Here is a 26,011-nt window from a genome sequence, read left to right as displayed (position 1 = left end):
TTCACCCGTAGAGGGGGTAAAGCAGCGACGTTTTAAATATTAACTTATTTAACCACACAAACCCTCAAGGACGAGATTGTCATGGAAACAGATATGTCTAAAAAAATTGCGGATTTTCTAAAGCAACTGTCAGAAAACGGAATACTTGTCTCGTTAGAGAACGGGAAATTAAAAATCAAATCTCAACATAACGATGTCCCCACAGAGATACTTGAAAAACTTAAGGCTCAAAAGTCAGATATAGTGGCTTTTTTATTGCGTTACTCTGTCGGCAACGATAGTACCAGTGAGTTTGCGATCACCCCTGTGCAACGACACTCAGATGAGGGGTATCCTCTGTCTTTTGCTCAGGAGCGTATGTGGACGTTGAATCAACTGGAGGGTGATGAGGCCGTATATAGCATTCATCAAGCATTTACTGTTTCTGGTGACATCAATCTGGATCACATTGAAACCGCTATTGCCCGCATCGTGGAGCGCCACGAAGTATTACGCACAGTTATTAAAAATACACCTGCCGGCCCCCGCCAGTTTGTTAAAGACGACGTTAAATTTCATCTTAACAGACAAGATCTGAGTCATCTGAGTTTGCAACAGCAGCAGCAAGAAGTGATGCTCAGAATCCAAGAAGATGCCACCAGACCATTTGATTTAAAGAGAGATCTTATGGTGCGCGCGACTTTTCTTAGCTTAAAAAACGGCAGCCAGCAACAGCAGGGTGTACTGTTGATTTGCATGCACCACATTGCCTCTGACGGTGTGTCCGGTAACTTGTTAGTGACAGAGTTTGCACATCATTATCAAAACTTAAAGACAGGACAGGAAACAGAACTTTCCCTGTTGCCTTTTCAGTACCTGGATTTTGCGGTAAGTCAGCGTCATCATTTTAATGAAGCTCAATTGCAAAAAAAAATAGACTACTGGCGTCAGCAGCTGCAAGACGCACCGGTTTTGCATACTCTGCCAACAGATTACGAACGTCCGGTACATGCGTCTCATAAAGGAGCTGTGTACAGTGGACAACTGGATAAGGAGCTGAGTCAGAACTTACATGCTCTGGCACTCCAGCAAGGCGTCTCTATGTTCATGTTGTTTCATGCTGCCCTTAGCCTTCTGATGGCACGTCTTGGTGAATCTGACGACATTGTGATCGGGACGCAACTTGCTAACAGAACTAACGCTAAAACCCAGTTTCTGATTGGCTGTTTTGTGAATACTATTGCATTGCGCTGCCAGTTAGATCAGAACTGGACATGTGCAGAACTGTTGCAGCAAATTCGACTTATTAACCGGGATGCGCAGATTCATCAGGATTTGCCTTTTGCCACCTTGGTGGAAAAACTGAATCTTTCCAACAATCCGACTCATAATACCTTGTTCCAGGTGGAGTTGACTTTGGAAAGCGAAGGAGATCAAGCGCAAAGTGAGCTGCAGGGCATTCATATAGAGCCTCTGGATACAGAAGAAAATACCGCGCTATTTGATTTCTCTTTAGACGTTTTACTGAGCCAGGAACAGATTAAATTCAACTGGATATACAATGTATCCTTATTTAAAGAACAAACAATCAAGACTTTTGAGTGTTATTTAACGGCTCTGTTAAAGGCATTTGTGAGTTCACCAGATAAGCCGCTCAGTCAGATAAAAATGTTGTCTGATGATGAAATTAAGAGTTTGCTGATAGCCAGCAATAACAGCCATGAAACGCCTGAGTTAAAGGCTGATACTTTGGTCGACTGGTGGCAAAAGGTGTCTCTGGCACATCCCAACAAACAAGCCATTGTTGGGCCAGGTGGACGTTTGAGTTACCAAGTGCTGGAAGAAAAGGCTAATATTCTGGCGATGCATCTTGTGCAGGTCAGAAATGTTACTCAAGGAGAACGGATCGGTGTTTGTATGACGACCGATGTCGAGTTTTTCATTGCCATGTTTGCGATATTTAAGGCTGGGGCGGCACTGGTGCCATTGGATCCTAACAGCCCTATTGAACGCATTACAGATATAGTAACAGACAGTGAAATGCGCTTGCTTATAAGTCAGTCTAATGTTTACGGGCTGGAACAGTTGCAAGACTGTGAAGTACTCAAACTGGACCCCACCTTCTTACCTCCGGTTGCTGTGGGTAAGGTGTCAATGCCAGTTGTGCAAGGTTCTGATATCGCTTATGTGATTTATACGTCAGGTACCACAGGTAAGCCCAAAGGTGTACTGGTTGAGCATCAGGCTATTTGTGAACATATAGCGGCAATAATCAGTTATTTAGGTATTAACGAAACTGATCGCGCCTTGCAATTTACATCCCCTGCATTTGATGCATTTTATGAGCAATGCTTTGCGGTGTTATTTTCTGCTGGCACCCTGTGCTTACGGAATCAGTCATTACCTGGACCGGCCGAGTTTTTTGAGCTTCTGAAGCGTTATGAGGTTAGCATTACCGACCTTTCTCCGGGTTATCTGGAACAGTTGATCAATGGTTCAGAAGAAGGCATGTGGCAAAATAGCGGATTGCGTCATATCGTCATCGGTGGTGAAGCGCCAGCACCAGAATTGTTAAAACGTTGGCTGCAGCTTACGTATAGCAAGCAATGCGCTTTATACAATGCTTATGGCCCCACAGAAGCTGTAATAACCAGTACTATCAAGAAAATTGACTATAGCGATATTGGATCCGTTCAACTGGGACAGCCTCTGGGGAATCGTAGGCTCTTTATTGTAGACCGCTACAACAATATTTGTCCTGCGGGAGTGCCTGGTGAGCTACTGATCGCTGGCAGTCCATTAGCCCAGGGTTATCTGAATTTACCCCTATTAAGCAGTGACAAATTTATCGATTTTGAGGGAGCCGGAAAGCCTGCACAGCGCTGTTATCGCAGTGGTGATAAGGTGATACAAAACTGCAATGGTGAACTCACCTTCGTCGGACGTATTGATAACCAGGTTAAGGTGCGAGGCTACCGTGTGGAGCTGACTGAAATTGAGAATAAGCTTACCATGTACAAGGGAATTTCCTCAGCACTGGTACAACTGGTGACCACTAAGGAAAGTTCAACACAGGGCTCTAACTCGCAACTGGTGGCTTGGCTTATTACCGAAAGTGAAAAACAAGTATATGTGGGTGAGCTGGCGCGTCAACTCAAAATATTCTTAAAGTCTAATCTGCCAGATTACATGATTCCCAAAGCTTTTGTATTTATGAGTAAATGGCCTTTAACCCTGTCAGGAAAGATTGATATTGAAGCCCTACCTCAGCCTGACATGTTAGCGTTGCAAACGGGTTATGTTTGTCCTTGCAATGATATTGAGGCACAACTGGTAGGCATTTTTGCGAAGTTATTAAAAATTGATAGTAGCAAGATGAGTGTCACGGAGAGCTACTTTGAATTAGGGGTGCAATCTTTGATGGCAATTCAGTTAACCGTCGCCATCAATAAGGCATTCCATATTCAACTTGATGTCAGAAAACTGTTTGAAAACACCACGGTGAGAGAGTTATCGTCGGTGATTAGTGATTTGTTAATGCATCAGCATCTGGTGAACAACCTGGAAAATATGAATAAAGAAGAGCTTGATGAGGTAGAACTATAATGAACATGGAACAGTTGATCAGCCATTTGGCCAAAGATGGTATTATCGTTAGTCTTAATGAAAGCAAGCTTAAAGCTAAAGCGGCTAAAGGAGTATTGTCAGAAGATAAACTGGCCCTTATCAAAAGTTATAAAGAAGAACTTATTGTCTGGTTGCAGGAAAACCCGCCAATCGCAGCGAGCACCAGTAGTCAAAAAGCAATAGTGCCTCGCGAGCAAGATCTGCACATCCTGCCGCTTTCGCATGCGCAGCAGCGTATGTGGTTGATGAGTAAGATGAACCCTGAGTCATCGGAATACACTATGCCAATGGCCTTCACTGTTAGAGGTGACTTTGAACACGCCATTGCCCAAAAAGCCCTTAGAGAGATTATTGCCCGCCACGAAATCCTGCGCGCTCGTATAATCGAAACAGATGGCGAACCTACCCAACAGATACTTAATGATAGTGAGTTTCAACTGAGGTATCTGGACTTGTCTGAGTCGCCAGAGGGCACGGACTCTGAAGCGTTTAAGCAGGAACTGAACAAAAATGCAACCAAGGTGTTTGATTTTAGTAGTGGGACATTATTGCGGGCTACTTACATAAAACTTAAGCCTGTTCAGGAATCGTCCGGCCAGTATTATCCTTATGGGGCCTTGTTGTTCAACATACATCACATCGTCTCTGATGGCTGGTCAATGGGACTGTTAATTCAAGAGTTTGTGGCATTGTATCAGGCGTTCTTATCCGGAACTGCTTCTCCGTTGCAGGAACTTGCTATTCAATATGGTGATTATGTGATGTGGCAGCGCCATGCTCTGACTCATGATAAGCTGCAAAAACAACTGGATTACTGGCATCAGCATTTGCAAAATGTGCCAACATTGCATTCTATTCCTCTGCAAACCAACAGACCGAAAATCAGAAGTACCAGCGGTCGCATTGTCGAACGCACCTTGAGCCTGAGTCAAACCGAAGGCGTCAGACAAACCGCCCAACATTATGAACTTACGCCATTTATGTTGATCCATGGGGTGTTTGCTTTGGTGCTGGCAAAACATGGTGGTAACAATGATTTGGTTATCGGAACGCCGGTGGCAAACCGTCAAAAACAGGAACTGTCTCAGTTGATTGGCTTGTTTGTCAACACCCTGGTGCTGCGCAGCAATACAAATCACCTTTCCTGGGGAGACTACCTCAACCATATTCGTCAGATTAATCTGGATGCGCAAGCTAATCAGGATGTCCCCTTTGAACTGCTGGTTGAACTGTGCAATTTACCCAGAGACAAGTCACATACACCGCTGTTTCAGATCATGTTGAGTATGGATGATACCTTAAGTGAAGAGGGCGATTTACAAGGACTGGAGTTACAACCTCTGGAAGAAGACGAAGCCACAACCCGCTTTGATTTAGATCTTACCGTTGAATTTACCAGAGAAGGTTTGTATCTGGAGCTGCTTTATGATCATGGTTTGTTTGATGAGCACCGTATGGCAATCATGATGGATAACATTTGTCATGTGCTTACCAACCAGAGTCTGACAGCCCAAACACCAATGTCGGATATATCTCTGTTAAGCGGCCTTGAACAGAAACAGGTAATTTTAAGATCTCAGGGACACCATCATGATATTGGTGAAGTTAAGAGTGTGCTTGAACTGATAGCCGCCAATGCTATGCAAGCACCACAACAAATCGCTGTGGTGTCAGAATCTGGGCAGTTAACTTATGCAGAGTTACTGCATCAGGTGAACATTCTGGCACAGAAAATAACAGAGCATGGCGTCTCAACAGAAAGCATAGTTGCCATTTCTATGGGGCGCACTCTTGAAAGGATTATTGCTACCCTTGCGGTGTTGCAAGCCGGGGCTGCCTTTTTACCGCTGGATAGTATTTTACCGACTCAGAGACTGGACGACATACTGTCGGATGCACAGCCGCAGTTGTTATTGCTGGATGCATCAGCACAGCAAAATTTTGTCGACTTTAAGCTACCTAAAATGCTGCTTCAGCAGAATGACTTTGAGCAGGCAACAGATGAAGCATTACCAGAATTGCAAACTTCCGTTAGTCGTAACGATCTTGCTTACCTGATGTATACCTCTGGCACAACAGGAAAGCCCAAAGGAGTGCAGGTTGAACATGGACAGCTGCTGGATTTTGTCGTAGGCATCACAAAAGACTACGGCCTGATACCCAGAGATTCAGTGCTGCATTTCTCATCCTTTAGCTTTGATATCGCTATAGAAGAGGTCTTTGGTGCGCTCGCGGCTGGTTCTACTTTGGTGTTGCGCAATGAGCTTGCTGGACGAGATTTAAAACATTTCTGGCAACTCTGTCAGCAATATAATGTGACTGTGGTAAGTTTACCCACTGCTTTTTGGGAGCAACTTTGTTTTGAACATTCTATTCCTGTAGCGAAGAGTTTGAGGCTCGTTATCATTGGTGGTGAAGCGGTTAATCTTGAAAATGTTTCAGCCTGGTTTAACAAACCGGGACAGATGGCAGCCCTTTATAATACCTATGGGCCGACCGAAACCACTGTCACCGCCAGTAGTTATTTGATGTCTGGTGTTCCTCAAGGGTATGCGACTGTCCCTATTGGTCGAGCCACACAAAATACCCAGCTATATGTCCTGGACGAGTATCAAAACTTGTTGCCTAACGGTTGTGTGGGTGAGCTTTACATTGGTGGCAAAGGAGTTTGTCGCGGGTATTTGAACCGTCCGGAGTTAAATCAAGAGCGTTTCATTCCTGATCCTTTCTCGTCTGACAAAAATGCGAGATTGTATCGTTCTGGGGATTTAGTGAGATATCACAGTGACGGCAACCTAATATTCATTGGACGCACTGACGACCAAGTGAAAATCAGGGGCTATAGAATCGAAATAGCTGAAGTGGAAGTCCAGCTGGCAAAATGTGATGGGGTAGGTGTCGTTGCTGTAATACCGCAGGAAATTGATGGCGAAAAACGCCTGATTGCTTACGTAACCCTCACAAAGGAAATTACGAAATCTGAAATTGTGACAAGCCTGTCTGCCAATTTGCCGGACTACATGCTGCCGCAGGGGATCGTATTGATGTCGCAACTGCCGGTGAACAGCAACGGAAAAATAGATAAACGACAACTACCTGCACCTGAAGCTGAGGCTTTTATTTTTGATGAACAGGTGGCACCACAAGGTCCTGTTGAGGAGGCTCTGGCTGAGATCTGGGCCAGTTTATTGAAAGTTCACAGCATCAGTCGTAATGAACATTTTTTCAGAAAGGGTGGGCATTCCTTATTGGCGATTCGACTGATCAGCGAAATCAGGTCTAAACTTGGCTGGAATGTTGATATAGCGGCTGTTTTTGATTATCCCGTATTCCATGAATTTGCTGCTAATCTTGAACAGACACCACGAAGTTCCCGTTCCGAAGTTATTCCGGTATTGCCCCGCGACAACAATTATTTTCCCCTGTCTTACGCCCAGACTCGTCTCTGGTTTATTGACCAACTGGAAGGTGGCTCTCCACAGTATAATATGCCGACGGCATGGAAAGTGTCAGGTGAGTTCAATGTTGAACAAGCTGAGCTGGCTCTTGCCCTGCTCATTGAGCGCCATGAAACACTGCGGACCGTGTTCAGAGAAATGGAAGGGCAACCCTGTCAGGTTATACTGGATGAACACTCATTTAAACTCAAGCGTCTGTGTTTAACTCATCTGAGTGAGGCGGAGCAAGCTTCAGAGTTAGCGGCTCAGCTGGTGCTGGATGCAAATTTGCCCTTCGACCTGAGTCAGGATCTCATGTTTCGCGCTACCTTTGTTAGCCTCAATAATCTGGGCGATAAAAAGCAAGGCGTGTTACTCATTAATACTCACCATATTGCTTTTGATGGCTGGTCAGACGGTATCTTGTTGACAGAGTTTAGCACTCTGTACAGGCAACTGGCAGGCGGTGAGTTGGCTCAGCTGGCACCATTGCCATTGCAATATGTTGATTATGCTGCATGGCAAAAAGACTGGTTGGCAGGTGATAAAATGCAGCAACAGTTAGCGTATTGGGGAGAGCAGCTTGCAAATGTGCCTATCCTACATGGTATTCCTTTGGATTATCCACGGCGCACGGTTGACGAGCATAAGGCTAAATGGTTTTTTGCTTCTGTACCACCAGAAATACTCCGCTCTTTGGAACAGGTTGCACAAAAGTATGATCTTACAATGTTTATGTTGTTGCATGGCATTCTGAGTTTGGTCATTGCCAGACACAGTCATAGCGATGACATAGTAGTGGGAACGCCAGTTGCTAACAGACGCAATACTCAGTTGGAGTCCATTATAGGTTTTTTTGTGAATACCTTAGTATTGCGTGTTAACACTGACTTTCAGTCTCTGGAAGACTATTTTAGTCATATTCGTGAGGTGAACTTACAAGCGCAGCGACATCAGGATGTGCCTTTTGAAACAGTTGTTCAGCACTGCAAGGTATCAAGAACGGCTTCACATACACCACTGTTCCAGATCCTGTTTACTATGGACACTAACGAAGAGACGACTATAGAACTGGAAGGCGTAAATTTTGAGCCACTGGACAGTGGTGAGAGCTATGCCAAATTTGATCTTGATATTGGTGCGAAGATTGATGAAGAGGGGCTGCATTTTAGCTGGACCTATGATGCTTCTATCTTTAAAGAAGAGCGCATCAAGCAAATGCAGAGACATTTGAAAAATGCTATAGAGTCACTATGTAGCAAGGTAGGCTCTAAGTCTTCTGATACAATTCCGGTGGCTGATATTGAACTCTTAGATGAAGCGGAATCTCACCTGCTATTACATCAGTTTAACCCGGCAACCCCACTCCAATCCTGTGAGCTCACTCTGGACAAAATGATTGCGCAACAGGCGCAGCAGACACCAGATAAAATTGCAGTGCGTTACAAGGATGAACTGCTTACTTATGCTCAGTTAGACAGGCAAAGTAATCGTCTTGCTATTACCCTGCAAAGAAGAGGGGTTGGAAGCGATGATTTGATAGGCTTGTGTATAGACCGGGGTATTGACATGGTGGTGGCGTTGGTGGCTATTTTAAAAGCTGGCGGCGCTTACGTGCCATTTGATGTTGCTCTGTCTGAAGAGATTATTAGAAAACGCTGGCAACAAATCACACCTAAAGTGACTCTAGTGAGCGAAAATACTGCGTCTATATTTCCTGAAGAACATTGTTGCTTAATTAATTCTGCATTAAACAGTGAAGTTGCGGGCGATACTTATGACGCCATAAGTCATATGGATTCGCTGGGTTATGTGTTGTCAACATCTGGGTCTACAGGCGAACCAAAGCATATTGCTATGCCACACCGGGCACTGGTGAACTTGTTACAGTGTATGCGGAATGACATGACTATAGACAATAAGGATATAGTCACATTGCAATTTGCTTCTATTGGTTTCGATATGAGTTTTGTCGATATCTTTTTACCTCTGGTGCATGGTGGCACTGTGGTCATGTTGTCAGAAGTGCATCGTCTTGACGTGAACTATCTTATACAGCTTTATCAGGATAATAAGGTGACGGTAAGTAACCTGCCATATGCCATGTTAAATACCATCAGTGAATACTTACGAAACAAATCGTTGCGCCTGACGGATTTGAAATACATATTCTCGACGGCTGAAGCTCTGAAAGTGACTCCTGCCATCAGGCACTTCTTTAAGGAACATTCTCAGGTAAGACTTTTTAATCACTATGGACCGTCTGAAACTCACGTTTGTACGGCATTAGCGTTAAAAGGCGAACCGGACAGCTGGCCTGAGTTTCCCACAATTGGTAAACCCCTGATGAATACCAGAGTTTATGTATTAGATCATCATCAGCGACTTACTCCATTCGGTGCGGTAGGCGAGCTTTATGTGGCCGGGGAATGCCTGGCAAGAGAATATTTAGGCAGAGAAGACTTAACTGCTGAACGTTTTGTGGCGGATCCATTTTCAGCAACTCTTGGACAGAAAATGTATCGCACAGGAGACTTGGTACGATTTAGTTCTGACGGAGAGTTGCTGTATATAGGTCGACAAGATAATCAGGTGAAAATCAGAGGTTTCAGGGTAGAACCAGGAGCTGTAGAGCAACAGTTGACCTATTGCCCGGATGTGCAGTCCTGTGTAGTTGTCGTGGTTAAGGCAGCTAATGGTGAGAATAAGCTGATTGCATATGTGGAACCAAAAACTCAGCAGAATAATTGGCAAGAAACCAGCTTGCATTACAAAAATTGGTTGTTGCAAGAGCTCCCAGACTATATGATTCCATCCGCGTTTATAAAAGTGACGGACTGGCCGCTAAATACCAACGGAAAAATTGATCACAAATGTCTACCCAAAGTAGCCATGGACTATGAGTTGGTTGAATACAAAGCTCCTCAAAGTGAAACAGAACGTGATCTTGTGAGCATAATTGCAGGGCTGTTACAGCTTAATCAAAGTGAGCTCAGCATTCGTGCTAATTTCTTTGAGCTTGGAGGTCATTCATTGATGGCGGTTAGGTTAGCCAATGAAATAGAGCACCACTTCTTAAGCGGCAAAGAGCGATTCGACATCAAAACGATTTTCGATGTCGAAGACCTGGAAGAGATGGCTTATAAAATTGATCTGGTAGTCTTTAAACTCAATAAGCTAATACTCGCTAAAGAGATAGTAAAAAGTAGTTCCGAAGAGTTTACAGAAGAAGGGGAGATCTAGTCTGGTCTTTAGCTCTTCGGTGTATGAATCTTTTCGTGGATAACAAGGTAAATGGAAACGTCTCACGCGTAAGACGTTTCCAATCGGTTTTATATTATTTGTGCTTAACTGGCGTAGTTTTAATTCTAAATTAATGCGTTTTAAATGCTAAACAGCCAATAAATCACGGTGTAATAATAGGTATTTGTCTGAAAAATTTCGTGTTGTAGATAAGTACAAAACATCTGGCAATTGAGCATGGATAATTTAAAAAGAAGCTGTAGCAAATGTGTTGTTTCACATGGGATGAACAAACAACAACAGGTCTGCAAGAGCATTGAAGATATTGCGCAATGCGCCGCTGTTCTGAGTAAAACCTCAACATTGCAAGGGGAAAAATAATGGGAACTAACGAGGTTATTAACCTTGCGACTTCAAAAGGGGTTTACCTCTATTTAGACAATGAGAAACTGAAGTTTAAGTCAAAGAAAGGGGCTTTAAGTGATGATCTTTTGCAGCTCATAAAGCAGCACAAAGAGACCATCATCAGTTCATTGAGAGAGCAGGATAGCGCTGTTGATGAATCCCGGTTCACCACAACGCCACTGCAGGCCAACTCTGACAGATCAAACAGGTTATCTTCTGCACAGCAGCGAATTTGGTATATCGATCACCTGAACGGTCAAAGTCCCGAATACAATATTACCGCTGGTTTCTGGGTTCAGGGCAATCTGGATAGTGAGGTTGTCGAAAAAGCGTTTGCCTACATCATTAATCGTCATGAGGTACTCCGCACTGTATATAAAGATGAAAGTGGTATTGTCATCCAACACATTTTGGAGAACGTTACCTTTAATTTAAAGAGAGAAGATTTTAGTCATCTTTTTGAAGATGCTCAAAAAAAGGCTGTGGCATCGAGCATGGATTTTCATAACTCGCAGCCATTTGATTTGTCAAAGGACCTAATGCTCAGAGCAAGTTTAATCAGACTTGGTCACTCAAAAAGTGCCTTGCTGTTAAGCTTGCATCATATTGCTGCTGACGGCTGGTCAATGGAATTGCTGTTTAATGAGTTCGCCGAGTGTTACCGCGCGTTTTCACTGGGCGAGGAGGTGCTGTTACCCAGTCTTGATATTCAGTATGCTGATTTTGCTGATTGGCAGTACAACTTGCTGGAGTCAAATAAGTTTGCAGCCCAATTGGAGTTCTGGCAACAGAACCTCGAAGATTTACCTATTCTGCATAGATTGCCTTTGAAGGGGTATCGGCCTGATACCAAGGGAATCGCAGGTGATGTAATTCAGCAGAGCTTCGATACTGAATTAACACAAGGGATCCTGATTGCAGCCAGAAAGCACAAAATGACGCCTTTTATGTTTATTCATGCAGCTCTGTCATTAGTGATATCCAAGTTTAGTAATAGCACTGATATTGCTATGGGAACCTCCGTTGCTAATCGAACAGATAAGAAACTGGAAAACTCAATTGGACTTTTTATCAATAGTCTGGTGCTTAGAACAAAAATACAGCAGGAGGTATTAGGTGAATATCTGAGCTATGTCAGAAAAGTCAATCTGGAAGCGCAGCGGAATCAGGATATATCATTTGACCAACTAGTAGGAATGCTAAAGCTATCAGGTTCTAAGTCATACAATCCACTGTTTCAAATCCATATTGGAATGGCGGATAATTTTGGTGTATTCAACTCTGCTGATAAAAATCAGCAATTTTTGCAGTTGGCAGGAGACATCGAGCTGTCCCCGATAGAAGAAACCGACACCCAAACAAAGTTCGACTTAGAAATCGATATTGAGATCAATGAGCAAAGTGCTGCCATCAGCTGGACCTTTGATGTGGAGCTGTTTTCTAAAGCCTTCATTGAAAGCCTGGGCGCTAGCTTGAGCAGAGTATTGGCTGAAATGGTAAGCCATGACGACATTAGCCAGCTAAAGATTTCACAGCTACCCTTTTTGTCCTCTCTGGATTTTGCTGACCTCACAGAAAATAATAACGATATAGTACCGGAGAAAAACAACTCGCTTATACATCATCTATTTGAAGCGGTAGTTTCTTTGCACACTGATAAATCTGCCGTGGTTTTCGGTGAAACTAGTTTAACTTATAGGGAGTTAAATGAGCGAGGAAACCAGTTGGCCCGCCACTTGCTGGATTCAAAAGCGATACAAGAAAATAGCCGGGTGGGGATTTGCGCAGAGTCCTCTTTGGATGTTGCCATAGCTATCTTTGCTATTTTGAAAGCGGGCGCTGCTTATGTCCCCCTGGATCCTAACTATCCTGCCGAACGCCTCTCCTACATAATGGAGGACGCTAAGCTCGATTTAATACTGACACAAAGTAATAGTAAGCATGTGTTGCAATCCTATAAAGGCCAGGTCATCTCACTGGATGGCTTGAGTGACAAATCGCAAAACCAGCACACCTGCGCTGGTTACTCAGTAGCCAATTTAGCACCGCAAGAGGTTGCGAATAGATCTCCTGGCTTAGCGTATGTCATATATACTTCAGGCTCTACAGGGAAACCCAAAGGTGTCATGATTGGCCATCAGGCTTTGGTGAATTATCAGCTTCATATAAGCAAAGAATATAGATTTTCGGATACAGACAGAGTATTGCAGTTCTCCAGCCTGAGTTTTGATATCTTTGTTGAGGAGTTTTTCGGCGCTTTGTGCAGTGGTGCGACCCTGGTAATTAAAGATAAAGAATGTGTTCAGGGACTTGCAGCGTTTAGTGAGTTTTGTAATCGCCACAAGATTACAGTGGCATCTCTGCCTACAGCGTTTTGGTCATCAATGGTTTCATATCCTAAGCATGCTGAGATAATGTCTTTGAGAATGGTTATTGTTGGCGGTGAGGCACTCTCTGTGCAAGCAGCGCGTAATCATATGGAAAAGTTTGGTGACTATACTCAATTGGTGAACACCTATGGCCCTACCGAAGCGACCATTACTGCCACGTCTTATCCAGTATCTGCTCGTAGTTTAGACTTAGATGTCATACCGATTGGCAAAGCCAACATCAATTATGCTGTGTACATTATTAATCATGATTTGACATTAACTCCCAAGGACTGCGTCGGTGAGCTGGCTATCAGTGGGCCGGGGCTGTCCAGAGGTTATCTGAACAAGGATCGCCAAACAAATGCCAGCTTTGTCGACAATCCTTTTTACCAGGAGAACATGCCAGATAGCTATCGTAAACTATACAAAACTGGCGACCAGGTTCGCCGGTTATCTGACGGTAATCTTCAATTCATGGGGCGACTGGACGATCAGGTTAAAATAAGAGGATTTCGGGTTGAGCTTATTGAGATTGAAGAAACGCTGGCACAAAATGTTCTGGTTGACTCTGCAATCGTCTTAACCAAAGAAATTGATGGAAGTCTTAATCTGGTAGCCTATGTTAAGAAACAAGGCGCGAAAGAATTTGACACTGATAAAGACTTTAGCAGGGCATTGAAGTCTGCACTGAGCGAGCAGCTACCAGACTATATGATTCCCGGCCAGATTATTATTGTCGAAGACTGGCCACTCACCATAAATGGTAAAGTTGACAAAAATGCGTTGGCGAAGTTAACCGGGAATGAGAGTGAATCACCCTTTGAGTTGATGGAGCCTACAACTGAATTAGAAACTCAGTTGGTTGATATCTGGGCAAGTGTTTTACGAATCCGCCCGGAAACAATAGATATAAACGACAGTTTTTTCCAATTAGGTGGTAGTTCTATACTTGTCATCAAAGTGATGTATGAGGTGAAAGAGAAACTACAAAAATCAATTCTTGCGTCAGAATTTGTGCGCAATCCAACCATAAAAGGCCTAGCCGATTCATTGCAGAAAGAAAACCTGGCGAACAAGAGCATACTGGTACCAGTTTGTAATATTGCGCGAGATAAACCTCCTCTGTTCCTGGTGCCCGGTGCTGGCATGTCCTCGATTTCGTTTTACGAGTTTGGTGTGGCACTGGCAGAGCAGTATGAGTTATTAGTCTTTGAAGACCCGGCGTTAAACGGAGAAGAAGGATTTGACTCTTTTGAAAGCATGATTGCCGTGTTTACCAAGAGCATACTAGCGTCATGTCCAGACGAAGAAATCACTCTGTCTGGATTTTCCGTAGGTGCCAACATCGCTTTTGAAATGGCGCTTGCTCTGGAAGCTGAAGGTCGACGTGTCAGGGTTGTAATTATTGACTCCATGTTAATGGGGTATCAGGACGAACCTTGCTCAGATGACGAATTAATTGAATATTTTGAAGATGAAGGCATTACTGACTCTGATTACACTGATACAGTGATTAATGCTTTCAATCGTCAATCAGAGTTTGCCAGCGATTACGAACCCAGTGGTGTTTTATCAGGTGAACTACTGTTAATCTTCGCAAGGGAAAGCGATTTGATTAGTAAACGCGAGGTCATCCGCCAACAGATCCAGGCTTATTGTAAAGAAGAAGTGAAGATGGAACTGATTAATGGTGGACATTTTGATCTCTTCTCTGGTCGTGAAGCAATTGATTTAGCGAGAGTCATTTGTAGCGAGTGTGTGGTGCACCGAAAGACAACCCCACAAGAGATCACCGATCTTGACTCTTTGATTGTAGCAATGAAGAGCCGCTGCAAAAACTATGTTAGCGATATAGATGCGCCTTGCCGGCATTTAGTCAACCTGGAAGGGCGAGATTTTTTACTTTTAACTGAACATAAAAATAATGTTGAAGTTATCCGCGTAGAAAACAGGGCAAATGAAGAATTTGCCAGTATTCTGAGCACATCGCTGGATTGTGTGATTGCGTGCAACCAGCATGACAATGCCACTGATGCTTTAGCGAGAGCCTTATTGGCTGATGATATTCATATTGAATTTGGGGTTGACGCAGCCAAACACACATTAAATCTTTACTCTAAAGTTCTGTTTGGAGTTGAGGATGATGATGTGTTTTTACAATTGGATCAGATTTCTTCCAATACAGAGCCTGTTATTTGTGATTCGGATGGCATAGTTGCAGTTGGTGATCAGTACAAGCAGATTTCTGACGAGAAGATTGTGCGCTATATGCCTACCCTTTACAACGTGATAAGAGGGGCTATTGAAATGTTACAAGAAGAACAATCCAGCCTGAATTTTGTCGACTTAGGGTGTGGTAAAGGTCGGGTTTTGTTTACCGCCATGCAATATCCTTTTGCGAAAGTAATGGGTCTGGAATTGTTTGAAGAATTAGCTGTCTCTGCGAAAGAGAATTTGGCAAAGCTCCCTGCTGAACATGTGAAAGCCAGATCCCATGAAGTGGTGGTGACGGATGCTACGCTGTATCAATTTGCTGCAGCAAACACCGCTGTTTATTGTTTTGACAGCTTTGAAATGGAGACGAAGAAAAAAATACTCGACAATTTATACCATGATGTAGTGTCGAAAGGGTATCGGTTATATTTCTTAAACGTGACCGGTTCCACTGAATTACTGGAAAATACATCTTGGCTGAAAAAACAGCAAACCAAAGTGTTTGTCGGTGGTGTTTGGACAGTTACCTGTTGGTGTTCTGTTTAAAATCTTATCCAATAATATTTTCCCGCTGAAGAGCGGGAAGCCTATAACATAAAGAAGCGTTGCTATGGTTATTGAACTTATTAAGAGAAATAAATATAAAATAATTGCAAACAGTATTATCGGTGCTGCCAGTGCCTTTTTTGGTCTTTGGTTGATAACTCTGTTGGCAGATAATTCGATTGAGAGTATTAATGCTGACCTTTCTGGTTGGATGATTAAGTTTTCTCTAGGCTTGGTATGTCTTTTTATAGTGAGTAATATTGCAAACTATTTTATGACTAAACTAAGTATTCACATAAAGTCTGAAGTGCGTAGTGCGCTGGTGAAACGTATTTTAAATACACCATTTAATGTGCTGGACAAAATGGGAGGGCATAAAGTACAGGCGAGCTTAACCACTGATGTTAGCGATATTTCCGGTGGCATCGCTACTATGCCGCGATATATTTATAACTTTCTTACCACTGTTATTTGTCTTGGTTTTTTGGCGTTCAAATCTCTAAGTCTATTTTTAGTGCTTATAGTGGTGCTGCCCTTGGGATTGCTGGTATCGGCGCTATTTATTAACCGGGCAGAAGAGTATGACGAGAAATATCGTGAGGATTACGATGAGTTGCACAAGCAATTTAAATCACTGGTTGATGGTGTAAAAGAACTCAACAATAACAGTAATCGTAAAAAGGCCTTCTATCAGAACGATGTTACACCTTCGCTAAATGAAATAAACAGCTCTGATCTTAAATCTGAATGGTTCTGGAATTTGACGGAAAGTTGGGGGCAAATCTTATTATTTCTCTGTCTGGGTAGTGTGATTTTTGCACATAGCGCATTTGGCCTGGGTGAAAGCACTGATATCTTGAGCTTTATCTTTATTTTGACATTCCTGTTAGGGCCGATCGACTACTTATTATCTTCCCAAGAAGATATAACTAAAGCGATGATTGCAATACGAAAATTAGATAAGTTGGCATTTTCTGATGAACAGTGTATTGATTTCGAATCCAAAGAGAAATCCCTTCCTGATAACTGGTCTACAATTTCCTTTAGACAAGCATCTTTTCACTATGAACAGGAAGACAATCATTTTGTTTCAGGCCCCTTTAATATCGACATTCATCGTGGCGAAGTAGTGATCATTAAGGGGGGGAATGGTAGTGGTAAATCTACATTTGCGAAACTATTAATTGGTTTGTATCAGATTGATTCTGGGACTATTCAGGTGAACGAAACCAAAATCACCCCCGACTTGCTAATAGGATACCAAAATCTGTTTAGCGTCATACATTCAGATTTTTATCTGTTTGATTCTGTGATAAATCGCAATGGGGAGTTGGTTTCAGATGACGACATCAGAAAATACCTCGAAAAGTTGCAACTATCCGACAAGGTCCAGGTTGAGAATGGTAAATTTTCTACCACTAAATTATCTCATGGCCAAAGAAAACGTTTAGCGCTGCTGCTAGCCTACTTGGAAGACGCACCTGTTTATGTATTTGATGAATGGGCTGCGGATCAGGACCCCTATTTCCGTAGATTCTTCTACGAAGAGTTACTTACGGAGCTAAAAAATAAAGGTAAAACTGTGATTGTGATTAGCCACGATGATAAATATTTTTCAGTGGCTGACAGACTGGTCACTTTTGAAGAAGGAAATATTGACAGCATTGAATACACAAGACTGAATCATATTGATGCTACAACCACAGCTGCATCAATGAGTAGTTCTGTGTCTGTCTAAGGTATAACTGAAGTTCAAGAATAAGGACAATATGATGTTAGATATGTTTGAAGACAAATTGCAGGGTATAAAAGCAAAGTACGGTCAGGATTGTCTGGATCGTGTGGCTGAAATGTTCGATGCTGGCCCCGAAGACCGTCATCCCTTACAAAGCGGGGCAAAATATATAATGAAAGGCTTGTCTACCACTCCTTGGCTGGACATTGAGAATATGTGTGAACTCAAGCCTCTGGTCCAAAGATTGGAAGCTGTAGCGCCAGCTATCAAGGAAGAAGTGCGTGAAGCTGTTCGGCAAAAGTCTTCGACTCTTGTAAATTACGAGCATTACTTGGGGGCGCAAAAGGATTGGAGTGCGCTGTATTTGTATCGGAATGAAAAACCGAAACCGGAAGTTCAGCAGGTAGTTCCGGTGACTTGGGATGTGTTTCAAAATGAACTGCGTGATTGGCATTGCCCTTTATTAGAAGTCCATTTCTCATTGTTGCACCCAGGTGCAGAAATAAAACCTCACTCTGATCTATGGAACTTTACTTTGAACTTGCAACTGGCAGTTGATATTCCTGAAGCAGGTTGTGAGATCACAGTGGCCAATGAACCCAGAAACTGGCAGGAGGGTAAATGCCTGATATTTGATTATTCCTATGAGCATCATGCCCACAATCACTCAGATCAAAACCGGATCTGTTTATTGATGGATATCTGGCATCCTGACTTGACGGCAGCAGAAAGAGAAGCGCTGCACATTGTATTTTCAGAAATCAGGCGACTGACCGGCATGTAGTTCCCGAAATACATAAGGAAAGCGAACTTTAACGTAGCTGCGAAGGCACCTAAAGTGTGTAGTAGAACAAAAACCCCACAGATTTCAGTTTGTGTTAAATGGCCCCCATACGAGGCGAAATAATGAATAAAGTCATGTTGCTAGTCATGTTGTTTTCTGTAGCATTGTTTGTTAGAGCAGTTCAGGCACAAGACAAACCTATGAATAAAGAAAATTATAGTGCAGAACTGGTAAGAACAACCCATGGCATTGCCCATATTCGTGCCGATAGTCTTGCTAACCTGGGGTTTGGCAGTGGCTATGCTCAAGCTGAAGATCACCTTTGTACATTGGCGGATAACTACCTTCGTATTCAGGGGGAGCGGGCGCGCTTCTTTGGTGCCCATCGCAACGAAGCTGGCGATAATCAACATATCATCGAAGACTTCGGCTACAAAGCACTGGCCTTGGTAGATAATGCAGAAGCTCTCTGGTCAGATCTGAGTCCTGAAGCCCGAGCCTTGATTCAAGGTTTTGCTGCAGGGTATAACAAGTATCTGGCAGCAGCTAGGAAGGTGAAAGATAAACCTCACAAATCCTGTATTGATGAACCTTGGGTACGTCCTATAAAGCAATATGATGTGCTCGGTTATTTATTCTCTATTGCGGTTTTTCCTGGCGCCATGAACTTTTTGGAAGATTACTATATTGCCAGCCCCGACGACGAAAGCGAATCTCTGGTCAGGTTAACCACCCATAGAGATTTGCCTTTTAATATTGGTTCAAATGCTTGGGCTCTAGGTTCTGAATATACCAAAGGCAAATCTGGTATGTTACTGGCAAACCCACATTTTCCCTACGAAGGTGATCTGCAATTCTGGCAATCTCACGCCATAGTGGAAAATGATTTTGATACCATGGGGGCTTCATTAATTGGCTTTCCTGGCGTGATAAACATTGGTTTTAATAAGGATATTGCATGGACTCATACTTTTTCTTCTGCAGAGCATTTTGTTATCTACCGTATGAGTACTGGCCCTGATTCACTGCAAACTTATGAGTTTGACGGACAGATCATGGATGTTCAAAAGCGCTTGATTGAGGTTGTGGTCAAAGTAGATGATGGATACCAAACTTTGTCCAGACCCATGTATTTTACCCATATCGGACGGATTGTTGAGAACGATATGATGCCTTGGGATAAGAGTCATTTTTACGTTATCAAAGATGCTAATGAATATAACATCCAAATGGTGGATCACTGGCTGGCACTGAACCGGGCTGATAGTTTGCAAGCAGTTAAAGACGTTTTCAAGCAACATAATGGTCTGATTTTCAACAATACTTTGATTACCGGTAAGGAAGGTAAAGCCCTTTTTATAGGTGACGCTGCTGTACCTGCATTGCCGGCCGAAGCCTTGCGACTAATAGCTGAAAGTGAAGAAATTGCGTCCGTACGAGAGAACCATAATTTAACCATGCTGCCTGGGCAGTATTCACATATGGTATTTGATGACTACATCAGTTACGAACAAATCCCAATTCTAAGCACTCGTAGCTATGTGCAAAATGCAAACGACTCTCACTGGGCCACTAATGTGGATAAACCATTGGAAGGCTTTTCACCACTGCTGGGCAAAGAAAAATCAGAACTGTCGTTCAGAACTCGAATGAGTCTGACTCTGTTAAAAGAAGAGCGAGGCGAGGACCAGAGGTTCTCTATGGAGGAACTTGAGGCAACGATGTTTTCTACCCGCTCTTACTTGGCTGAACTGATTCTGCCGGACTTACGCAGCATGTGTAAAAACTCAGCGTTGCTGGCAAAGGTGCAGAGTTTGAAAGCTGAATACAGTACTGTTTTATCGCCGGCGTGTCAGGTCATTGCAGCGTGGAATGGGAGATTTGATAAGTCAGCGAAAGGCAGTTTATTGTTACGGGAATTAGCGTTTATGATCAACTCATCAGAGGATTTTTCCGTACCATTTTCCGCGCAAGATCCACTTAATACCCCACGTAGCTTCAAAGCGACTGTTGAAAGTCTTGCAAAACTTGCCCATGTTGCGGTAAACCTTAGCAAGGCCGGAATAAGTTTAGATAGCAGCGTTGCAGACTATCAATTTTTTGAAGCCTCTACGCCACAAGGAAATTCTGCAGGGCAAAAATTGTTTTGGCCAGGATTATTTGAAGAGGAGGGCGGCTTTAATATGATTGCCGCGTGGACATGGGACAGAACCCTGCAGCCCCGCCACTATTATGATGCAGTGTTTGATCATGAGTCAGAAGAAGAATTAGAGTCAGGTTTGACAGAATCAGGCTATCATATTCGGTTCGGTTCCAGCTGGATTATGGCGGTGGAGTATATTCAGGACAAGGTCATTGCCAGGGGGATCTTGACTTATTCCCAGTCCTCTGATGGCAGCTCAGATTACGCCCATCAACAATCTCGTTTGTATTCGCAAAACGCTGGCTTGCACGAGCTGCCCTTTACGAAGAAAGAAATTGAAAAAGCGGAGATTTCAAGGCTGAGTCTTGGCAACTCAGACACACTTGCGAATAAGGCAATTCACTGACCAGCTCTAAGTGAGTATGAATATGCAGTCAGAGCTTAAAAACACTGAAAATGACTTGTTTTACGAGGAAGTTTCACCATGCAAGAATTTGATGCCTTTTAGTCTGTTACCCCACGCGCACGACGGGCGTGTGGGATTGCTTGCCAGTGACTTTAAACCAGATCACCAACAATAGGGCAATGCCATTGTGCGTGATGAGAAGCCTGCAGCGAGGCAGTTGATGCTCATGCACAGTGAGCATATTTGATTTTATAAACAGAGGCTTACAATTTTTCAGTCTCTCTTATTGACTGTTTGATAGAGCACTGTGTAGGATCGATCAATCAATATTGATCTCACACGTGAGGGCAATATTTTAAATACCTAATATGTTGTGTTCTTTCTGGAATTTACATTTTTTATAGACTTGTAGCTGGTCTTAACCGGAAATAAATACTGGTAAATTAGCAGAATTTTGATCAAGGGTAGCGGTTATGCTAATGCAGTAATCCACGGTGCTGCCATTTATTCGAGTATCTGATAACAGTGAAACACAGAGTATAGCCACATTTTATTGTACTCATGGGATTTGGACTCAAAGCGAGTAAATCTTAACAATTTATATAGGGCGCAATTTTGTAACCAAGGAGAGCGCTCAGAATCAGATTAAGTCTGAGTGCTAATTCATAGTCAAACACTATTCCCAATGGAGTGCAGGATAAGTCAGCATGAACACGCAGATATTACTTAAAACAGCCACAAATACATTATTTGATAATGCACTGTCTTTTACTGAAGAGCTTGTTGCATTCGAATCAGTGACTCCTGATGATGCAGGATGCGCTAAATGGTTAGCGGAGAAGTTGGAGCAAATGGGAGCTGAGGTTGAGATACTTCAGCAAAATGGCGTTACTAACCTGCTTGCATCTATTGGTCTTGGATATGGTCCAAATGTGGCATTTTGTGGACATATAGATGTTGTTCCTGCTGGTAATCTCTCCAAGTGGATACGACCGCCGTTTCGTGCCATCCGAAGTGACGATAAGCTTTATGGTAGAGGGGTTGCTGACATGAAAGGTGGTGTAGCAGCGGCATTGGCTGCAACACATGCGCTACTGCAAGAGTATGGTCAATTCAATGGTCGATTGTGGTTTTTAATCACCAGTGACGAAGAAGGTGAAGCGGAATATGGCTCAAAACTTATCGTTGATTTACTGTCTAAACGAGGCGTGAAACTCGACTATTGTGTGATTGGAGAGCCAACCGCCATTAACCACACAGGCGATATGTTAAAAGTTGGACGTCGAGGGGCATTGAGTTTCGATGTATCTCTATGTGGCAGGAGTGCTCATGTAGCTTATCCTTCGCAGGGAACAAACGCTATTCATATTGCTTCAACTGTCATCGAGAAACTAAAATCAATCACCTGGGACAGTGGCAGTGACGATTTCCCCGGAACATCACTGCAAATCACCCACATTGATTCAGGTAAGTGGACTGATAACGTTATCCCCGACAAGGTGTCATTGAGTTTCAATATTCGTTACTCTGCTCAGTATCGGGAAACAGAGCTGATTAAGATGGTGAACCAGATAGTTTCAGAGGTGACTTCTGACTTCACCCTGAGTTCCTATCGAAATTGCGATCCTTATTTATCATCCTGCTCTGAGGGCCGTCTTTCTCTTATTAAAGAAGTCGAAACTGTGATCCATCAACAGTTAGGGCTTTTTCCAAGAGTCTCTACTTCAGGTGGCACTTCTGATGGCCGGTTTTTCAAGGATATTTGCCCTCAGATTGTGGAGTTGGGTTTGCCTAACAAAACGATTCACCAAGAAAATGAGCATGTTACTACTAAGGACATCTGCGTATTAGCCGAAATCTATAAAGCACTATTTCAACGCTTACTAGAGGAAGAACCTCGTGCAGACTAAACGGCTGTGGCCTTCAGCAGTGTTCATATTGCTACGACTATTTTGTTTCCTTCTACTTACAAATACGTTTGTAGTAATTCAGGCTGCAGAAATCACAATTGACGGTAAGTTGGACGAAGTCCAATGGCAGACCGCCCAAATTATTGACGATTTCGTCTTTACGGATCCCGACACCGGAGAGCCTGCCGATGAGAAAACACAGGCGAGATTTTTTACTGATGAAAAAGGTCTCTACATTGGTTTTGTTAATCATCAAAATTGGGATGAACGTACCCGAATCTATAATCGCCAGGACCAACTGGTTCGTTCTGATTTCAATAGAGTTGTAGTGGACTTTGAGGGGAAAGGCTCCAGTGCTTTTGAGTTTACTGTTGCATTGGGGGGCGGCTTTGGTGAGGGTATTTATGTTAATGGCAATCAGTTTAGTGACGATTGGGAAGGTCACTGGAAGTTTGCTGTTTCAGAAGATAAGCAGGCATGGTACAGCGAGATATTTTTACCTTGGAATATCGCACTTTACATTTCCAAGGATGGGGATAAATCAAAAAAAATGGGTATTTGGTTCAATCGAGTCATTAGTAAAAAAGGTTCTGATTACTCCTTTCCTAATACTCATTGGAGCAGAAGTAATTTTTTAAGGGAACTGTATCCAATACAGTCCGAGGCGGTAGATGTTGCCCCTAACTTTACTTTTATTCCCCAGCTCACGCTTCAATATGACACTCAACGGCAAAAGCAGGAATATAATCTTGGAGGCGATCTGCTATATCGCCCTTCAACAGACAAGTTATTTATGGCAACAATTATGCCAGACTTTGGAACTGCCGATGCCGATGAACTGGTCGCAAACTTTTCACCCGTAGAAGTTTTTTTTCCGGAAAACAGGACTTTTTTCACAGAAAATCATAGTCTTTTTGACTTAAAAGATAACAAGAATAAGTTTGTTCTAGTTAATACTCGTAGGATCGGTGCTGCTACAGATGGAGCTGTTAGCGTTCCAGCCAAACTAGAATATGCCGGAAAATTTGTGTCTGTAGGAACTACTGTAGATAGTGGGTTAATGTATGCTTCAGAAAAGGATGTTGGTGCGGCACAAGGTAAAACCTTTTTCGTTGCTCGAAGTAAAGCCCATTTACAGGAGGGTTATGTTGGGAGTCTACTTACTGTTACCGACCGCCCTGAGATTGAGCGCAAAGCATACTCTGTCGCTATCGATCTTAGTTTGTGGTCGCAGGAAGGAGTATTTGATGTCTTGCTACTGGGGTCTCGTATTGATGATCAACTTTGGAGTACTGGGACAGGACTATATCTGGATGGGAAATATGCTCTCAACCGAGGCAGCAACATTTCGGCGCAACTAACGTTGTTTGACGCACAGCTTGACTTGAATGATGCTGGTTTCATTGAAAGGAACAACACTAAGAAACTGGAGTTATCGGCTGATACTACTCTGTACGACTTAAATGACAATGTTTATGAACTTTATCTGGAGGCTGGTACTGCATTCAATCGGAACTTTGATGGTGAGCAGCTTGCAACTAGTCTAAACGTGGCGGGGACGCTAAAAGACTATGATGCCTGGGAATATCTGTTTGAACTGAACTATAAGTTGTCTGGAGTAGACGACCTTATTTCTTTCGGTTTTGGTTCCGTTAACTTACCGTCACAAAAAGATATCGTTGGACAAATAGCAACGCCTTCGGGCAGTAATACGCAGTTTGTTTTTGTATGGAATTACTATCAAGAGGGTTTGAGTGGTTGGACTCATGCTGTCGAACCTATCATTCGATATGCATTTAATGACAGCGTCAATATGGAGCTGAGCGCTAATTTACTTGAGAGTAATGACTGGTTAATAGGTAATGGGCTAGGGCAATTAGAAAGGTTCAAACGTAGTTTTAGAGAGCTGGATTTAAAGTTCTTATGGTTGATTTCGCAGAATCAGGAATTAAACATGCGACTTCAGTGGAACGGTTTGTCGGCAAAAGGTCTTGAGTTGTTTAATATCTCGGAACAGGGATTAGTTTCGCAAGGTCGTGCTGAGGATTTTGCAGACAGCCAGTTGTCTATGCAGTTGAAATATCGCTACTTTTTTGCTCCTTTTTCGGACGTGATGGTGGTTTATTCGCGTCAGGGAAGTATTTTTACTGATGATTTGTCAAAAGCAAATTTTGGCAACTTATTTGATTACTCTTTTAGGGGGGTCAAAGAAGATTTAGTTACTCTAAAAGTCAGATACGCTTTTTGACAAATGGCTTCTCAAAGCCACATTAGCAGTTGTAAGCCGTGGCTACAATGAGGCGTCTTTAAAGTCTTTTAGCCTGTTTGGATATGTCATCCGATTTTTTAAGTTAGAACCAAGTGGCTATTATTGTCTGGCCAAAATTTTGCGATTGAGGATCAAAATGGAAAAACTCGAAATAGTTAATGAAATTAGGGAGCAAGGATTCATTGTTCTAACCAATTTTCTATCTGGTGAATACGTCGATAAAATCAATGACAGACTAGAGAAATATATATCGGAAAGACATGATGGCGTTGCAATGGAGGACGATGGTGAGACATTGCGTGCACTGCACGGGTTACACTTATACGATGGATTCTTTCTAAGTCTTTGTGCTAACGAGAAATTGTTGAGTTTGGCTGAATCTTATATTGGGGAGCAGTGTTATGTTCACCAGTTTAAAATTAATGTTAAGAAAGCATTGAAGGGGCAGGCATGGCCCTGGCATCAGGATTTTGTGTTTTGGCAAAAGGGGGACGGTATAGAGCGCCCTCAATTACTCAACATTGGTATTATGTTACATGATGTCAGTATGTTGCATGGTCCGTTGTGTTTTATCCCAGGTAGCCATAAGTTGGGTGACTTGTGTGAAAAAATGGTTGAGCATACAGCTTGGGAATCTGATATTTCGTCTCAGCTAAGCTATCAGGTAAATGGAAGTACAATTGAGACGTTACTTTACGAAAAAGACGTTAAGTTTATAACAGGTAGCGCTGGGGACTTAATACTTTTTGACCCGCTTTTGGTGCATAGCTCCTCCGGAAATCTATCACCCAAAGACAGGCCGCTCCTACTCATTACCTATAATGCGGTTTCAAATGCTCCTACCATTTCCCCGGGAAATTCAAGACCTGAGTTTCTTTGCGCATCAGATAACAGCCCACTGACAGCAACTTGTGAAGGGTTTTAAAAAATTTAAACTGAGT

Annotated in this window: 9 protein-coding genes; all 9 read left to right on the top strand. The window is 42.9% G+C overall.

Features of this window, described 5'->3' with window-relative positions; genetic code table 11:
• The first annotated feature begins 93 nt into the window (after positions 1-93).
• The 9 genes from RHEIN_RS16585 (at position 94) to RHEIN_RS16545 (ending at position 25,995) form a co-directional block, all read left to right on the top strand.
• Positions 94-3,585 (top strand): non-ribosomal peptide synthetase, encoded by a 3,492-nt coding sequence (locus RHEIN_RS16585; RefSeq protein ID WP_158005492.1) that lies wholly within the window; start codon positions 94-96, stop codon positions 3,583-3,585.
• Positions 3,585-10,286 carry a non-ribosomal peptide synthetase gene (locus RHEIN_RS16580; RefSeq protein ID WP_008900135.1) on the top strand — a complete coding sequence of 2,234 codons (6,702 nt, stop codon included), beginning with the start codon at positions 3,585-3,587 and terminating at the stop codon, positions 10,284-10,286. The genes RHEIN_RS16585 and RHEIN_RS16580 overlap by 1 nt, the downstream gene beginning before the upstream one ends.
• 380 nt (positions 10,287-10,666) lie before the next feature.
• Positions 10,667-15,823: a non-ribosomal peptide synthetase gene (locus RHEIN_RS16575; RefSeq protein WP_008900134.1), complete on the top strand. Its 5,157-nt coding sequence runs from the start codon at positions 10,667-10,669 to the stop codon at positions 15,821-15,823.
• 64 nt (positions 15,824-15,887) lie between these two features.
• Positions 15,888-17,561 (top strand): cyclic peptide export ABC transporter, encoded by a 1,674-nt coding sequence (locus RHEIN_RS16570; RefSeq protein ID WP_008900133.1) that lies wholly within the window; start codon positions 15,888-15,890, stop codon positions 17,559-17,561.
• A gap of 34 nt (positions 17,562-17,595) precedes the next feature.
• Entirely contained in the window at positions 17,596-18,342 is a 747-nt protein-coding gene (locus tag RHEIN_RS16565; RefSeq protein ID WP_008900132.1) for an aspartyl/asparaginyl beta-hydroxylase domain-containing protein, read from the top strand.
• Between the two features lie 122 nt (positions 18,343-18,464).
• Entirely contained in the window at positions 18,465-20,891 is a 2,427-nt protein-coding gene (locus RHEIN_RS16560) for a penicillin acylase family protein (RefSeq protein WP_008900131.1), read from the top strand.
• Between the two features lie 707 nt (positions 20,892-21,598).
• Positions 21,599-22,801 (top strand): succinyl-diaminopimelate desuccinylase, encoded by a 1,203-nt coding sequence (gene dapE / locus RHEIN_RS16555; RefSeq protein WP_008900130.1) that lies wholly within the window; start codon positions 21,599-21,601, stop codon positions 22,799-22,801.
• On the top strand, positions 22,791-25,049 hold the full coding sequence (locus RHEIN_RS16550; RefSeq protein ID WP_008900129.1) for a DUF5916 domain-containing protein: 2,259 nt from the start codon (positions 22,791-22,793) through the stop codon (positions 25,047-25,049). Before dapE ends, RHEIN_RS16550 begins: the two co-directional genes overlap by 11 nt.
• 157 nt (positions 25,050-25,206) lie before the next feature.
• Entirely contained in the window at positions 25,207-25,995 is a 789-nt protein-coding gene (locus tag RHEIN_RS16545; RefSeq protein WP_008900128.1) for a phytanoyl-CoA dioxygenase family protein, read from the top strand.
• Positions 25,996-26,011 lie beyond the last annotated feature (16 nt).

This window comes from Rheinheimera sp. A13L, from assembly GCF_000217935.1.
GTDB lineage: Bacteria > Pseudomonadota > Gammaproteobacteria > Enterobacterales > Alteromonadaceae > Pararheinheimera.
Note: the sequence above shows the minus strand (reverse complement) of the source record. Positions and strands in the feature narration are given on the sequence as shown.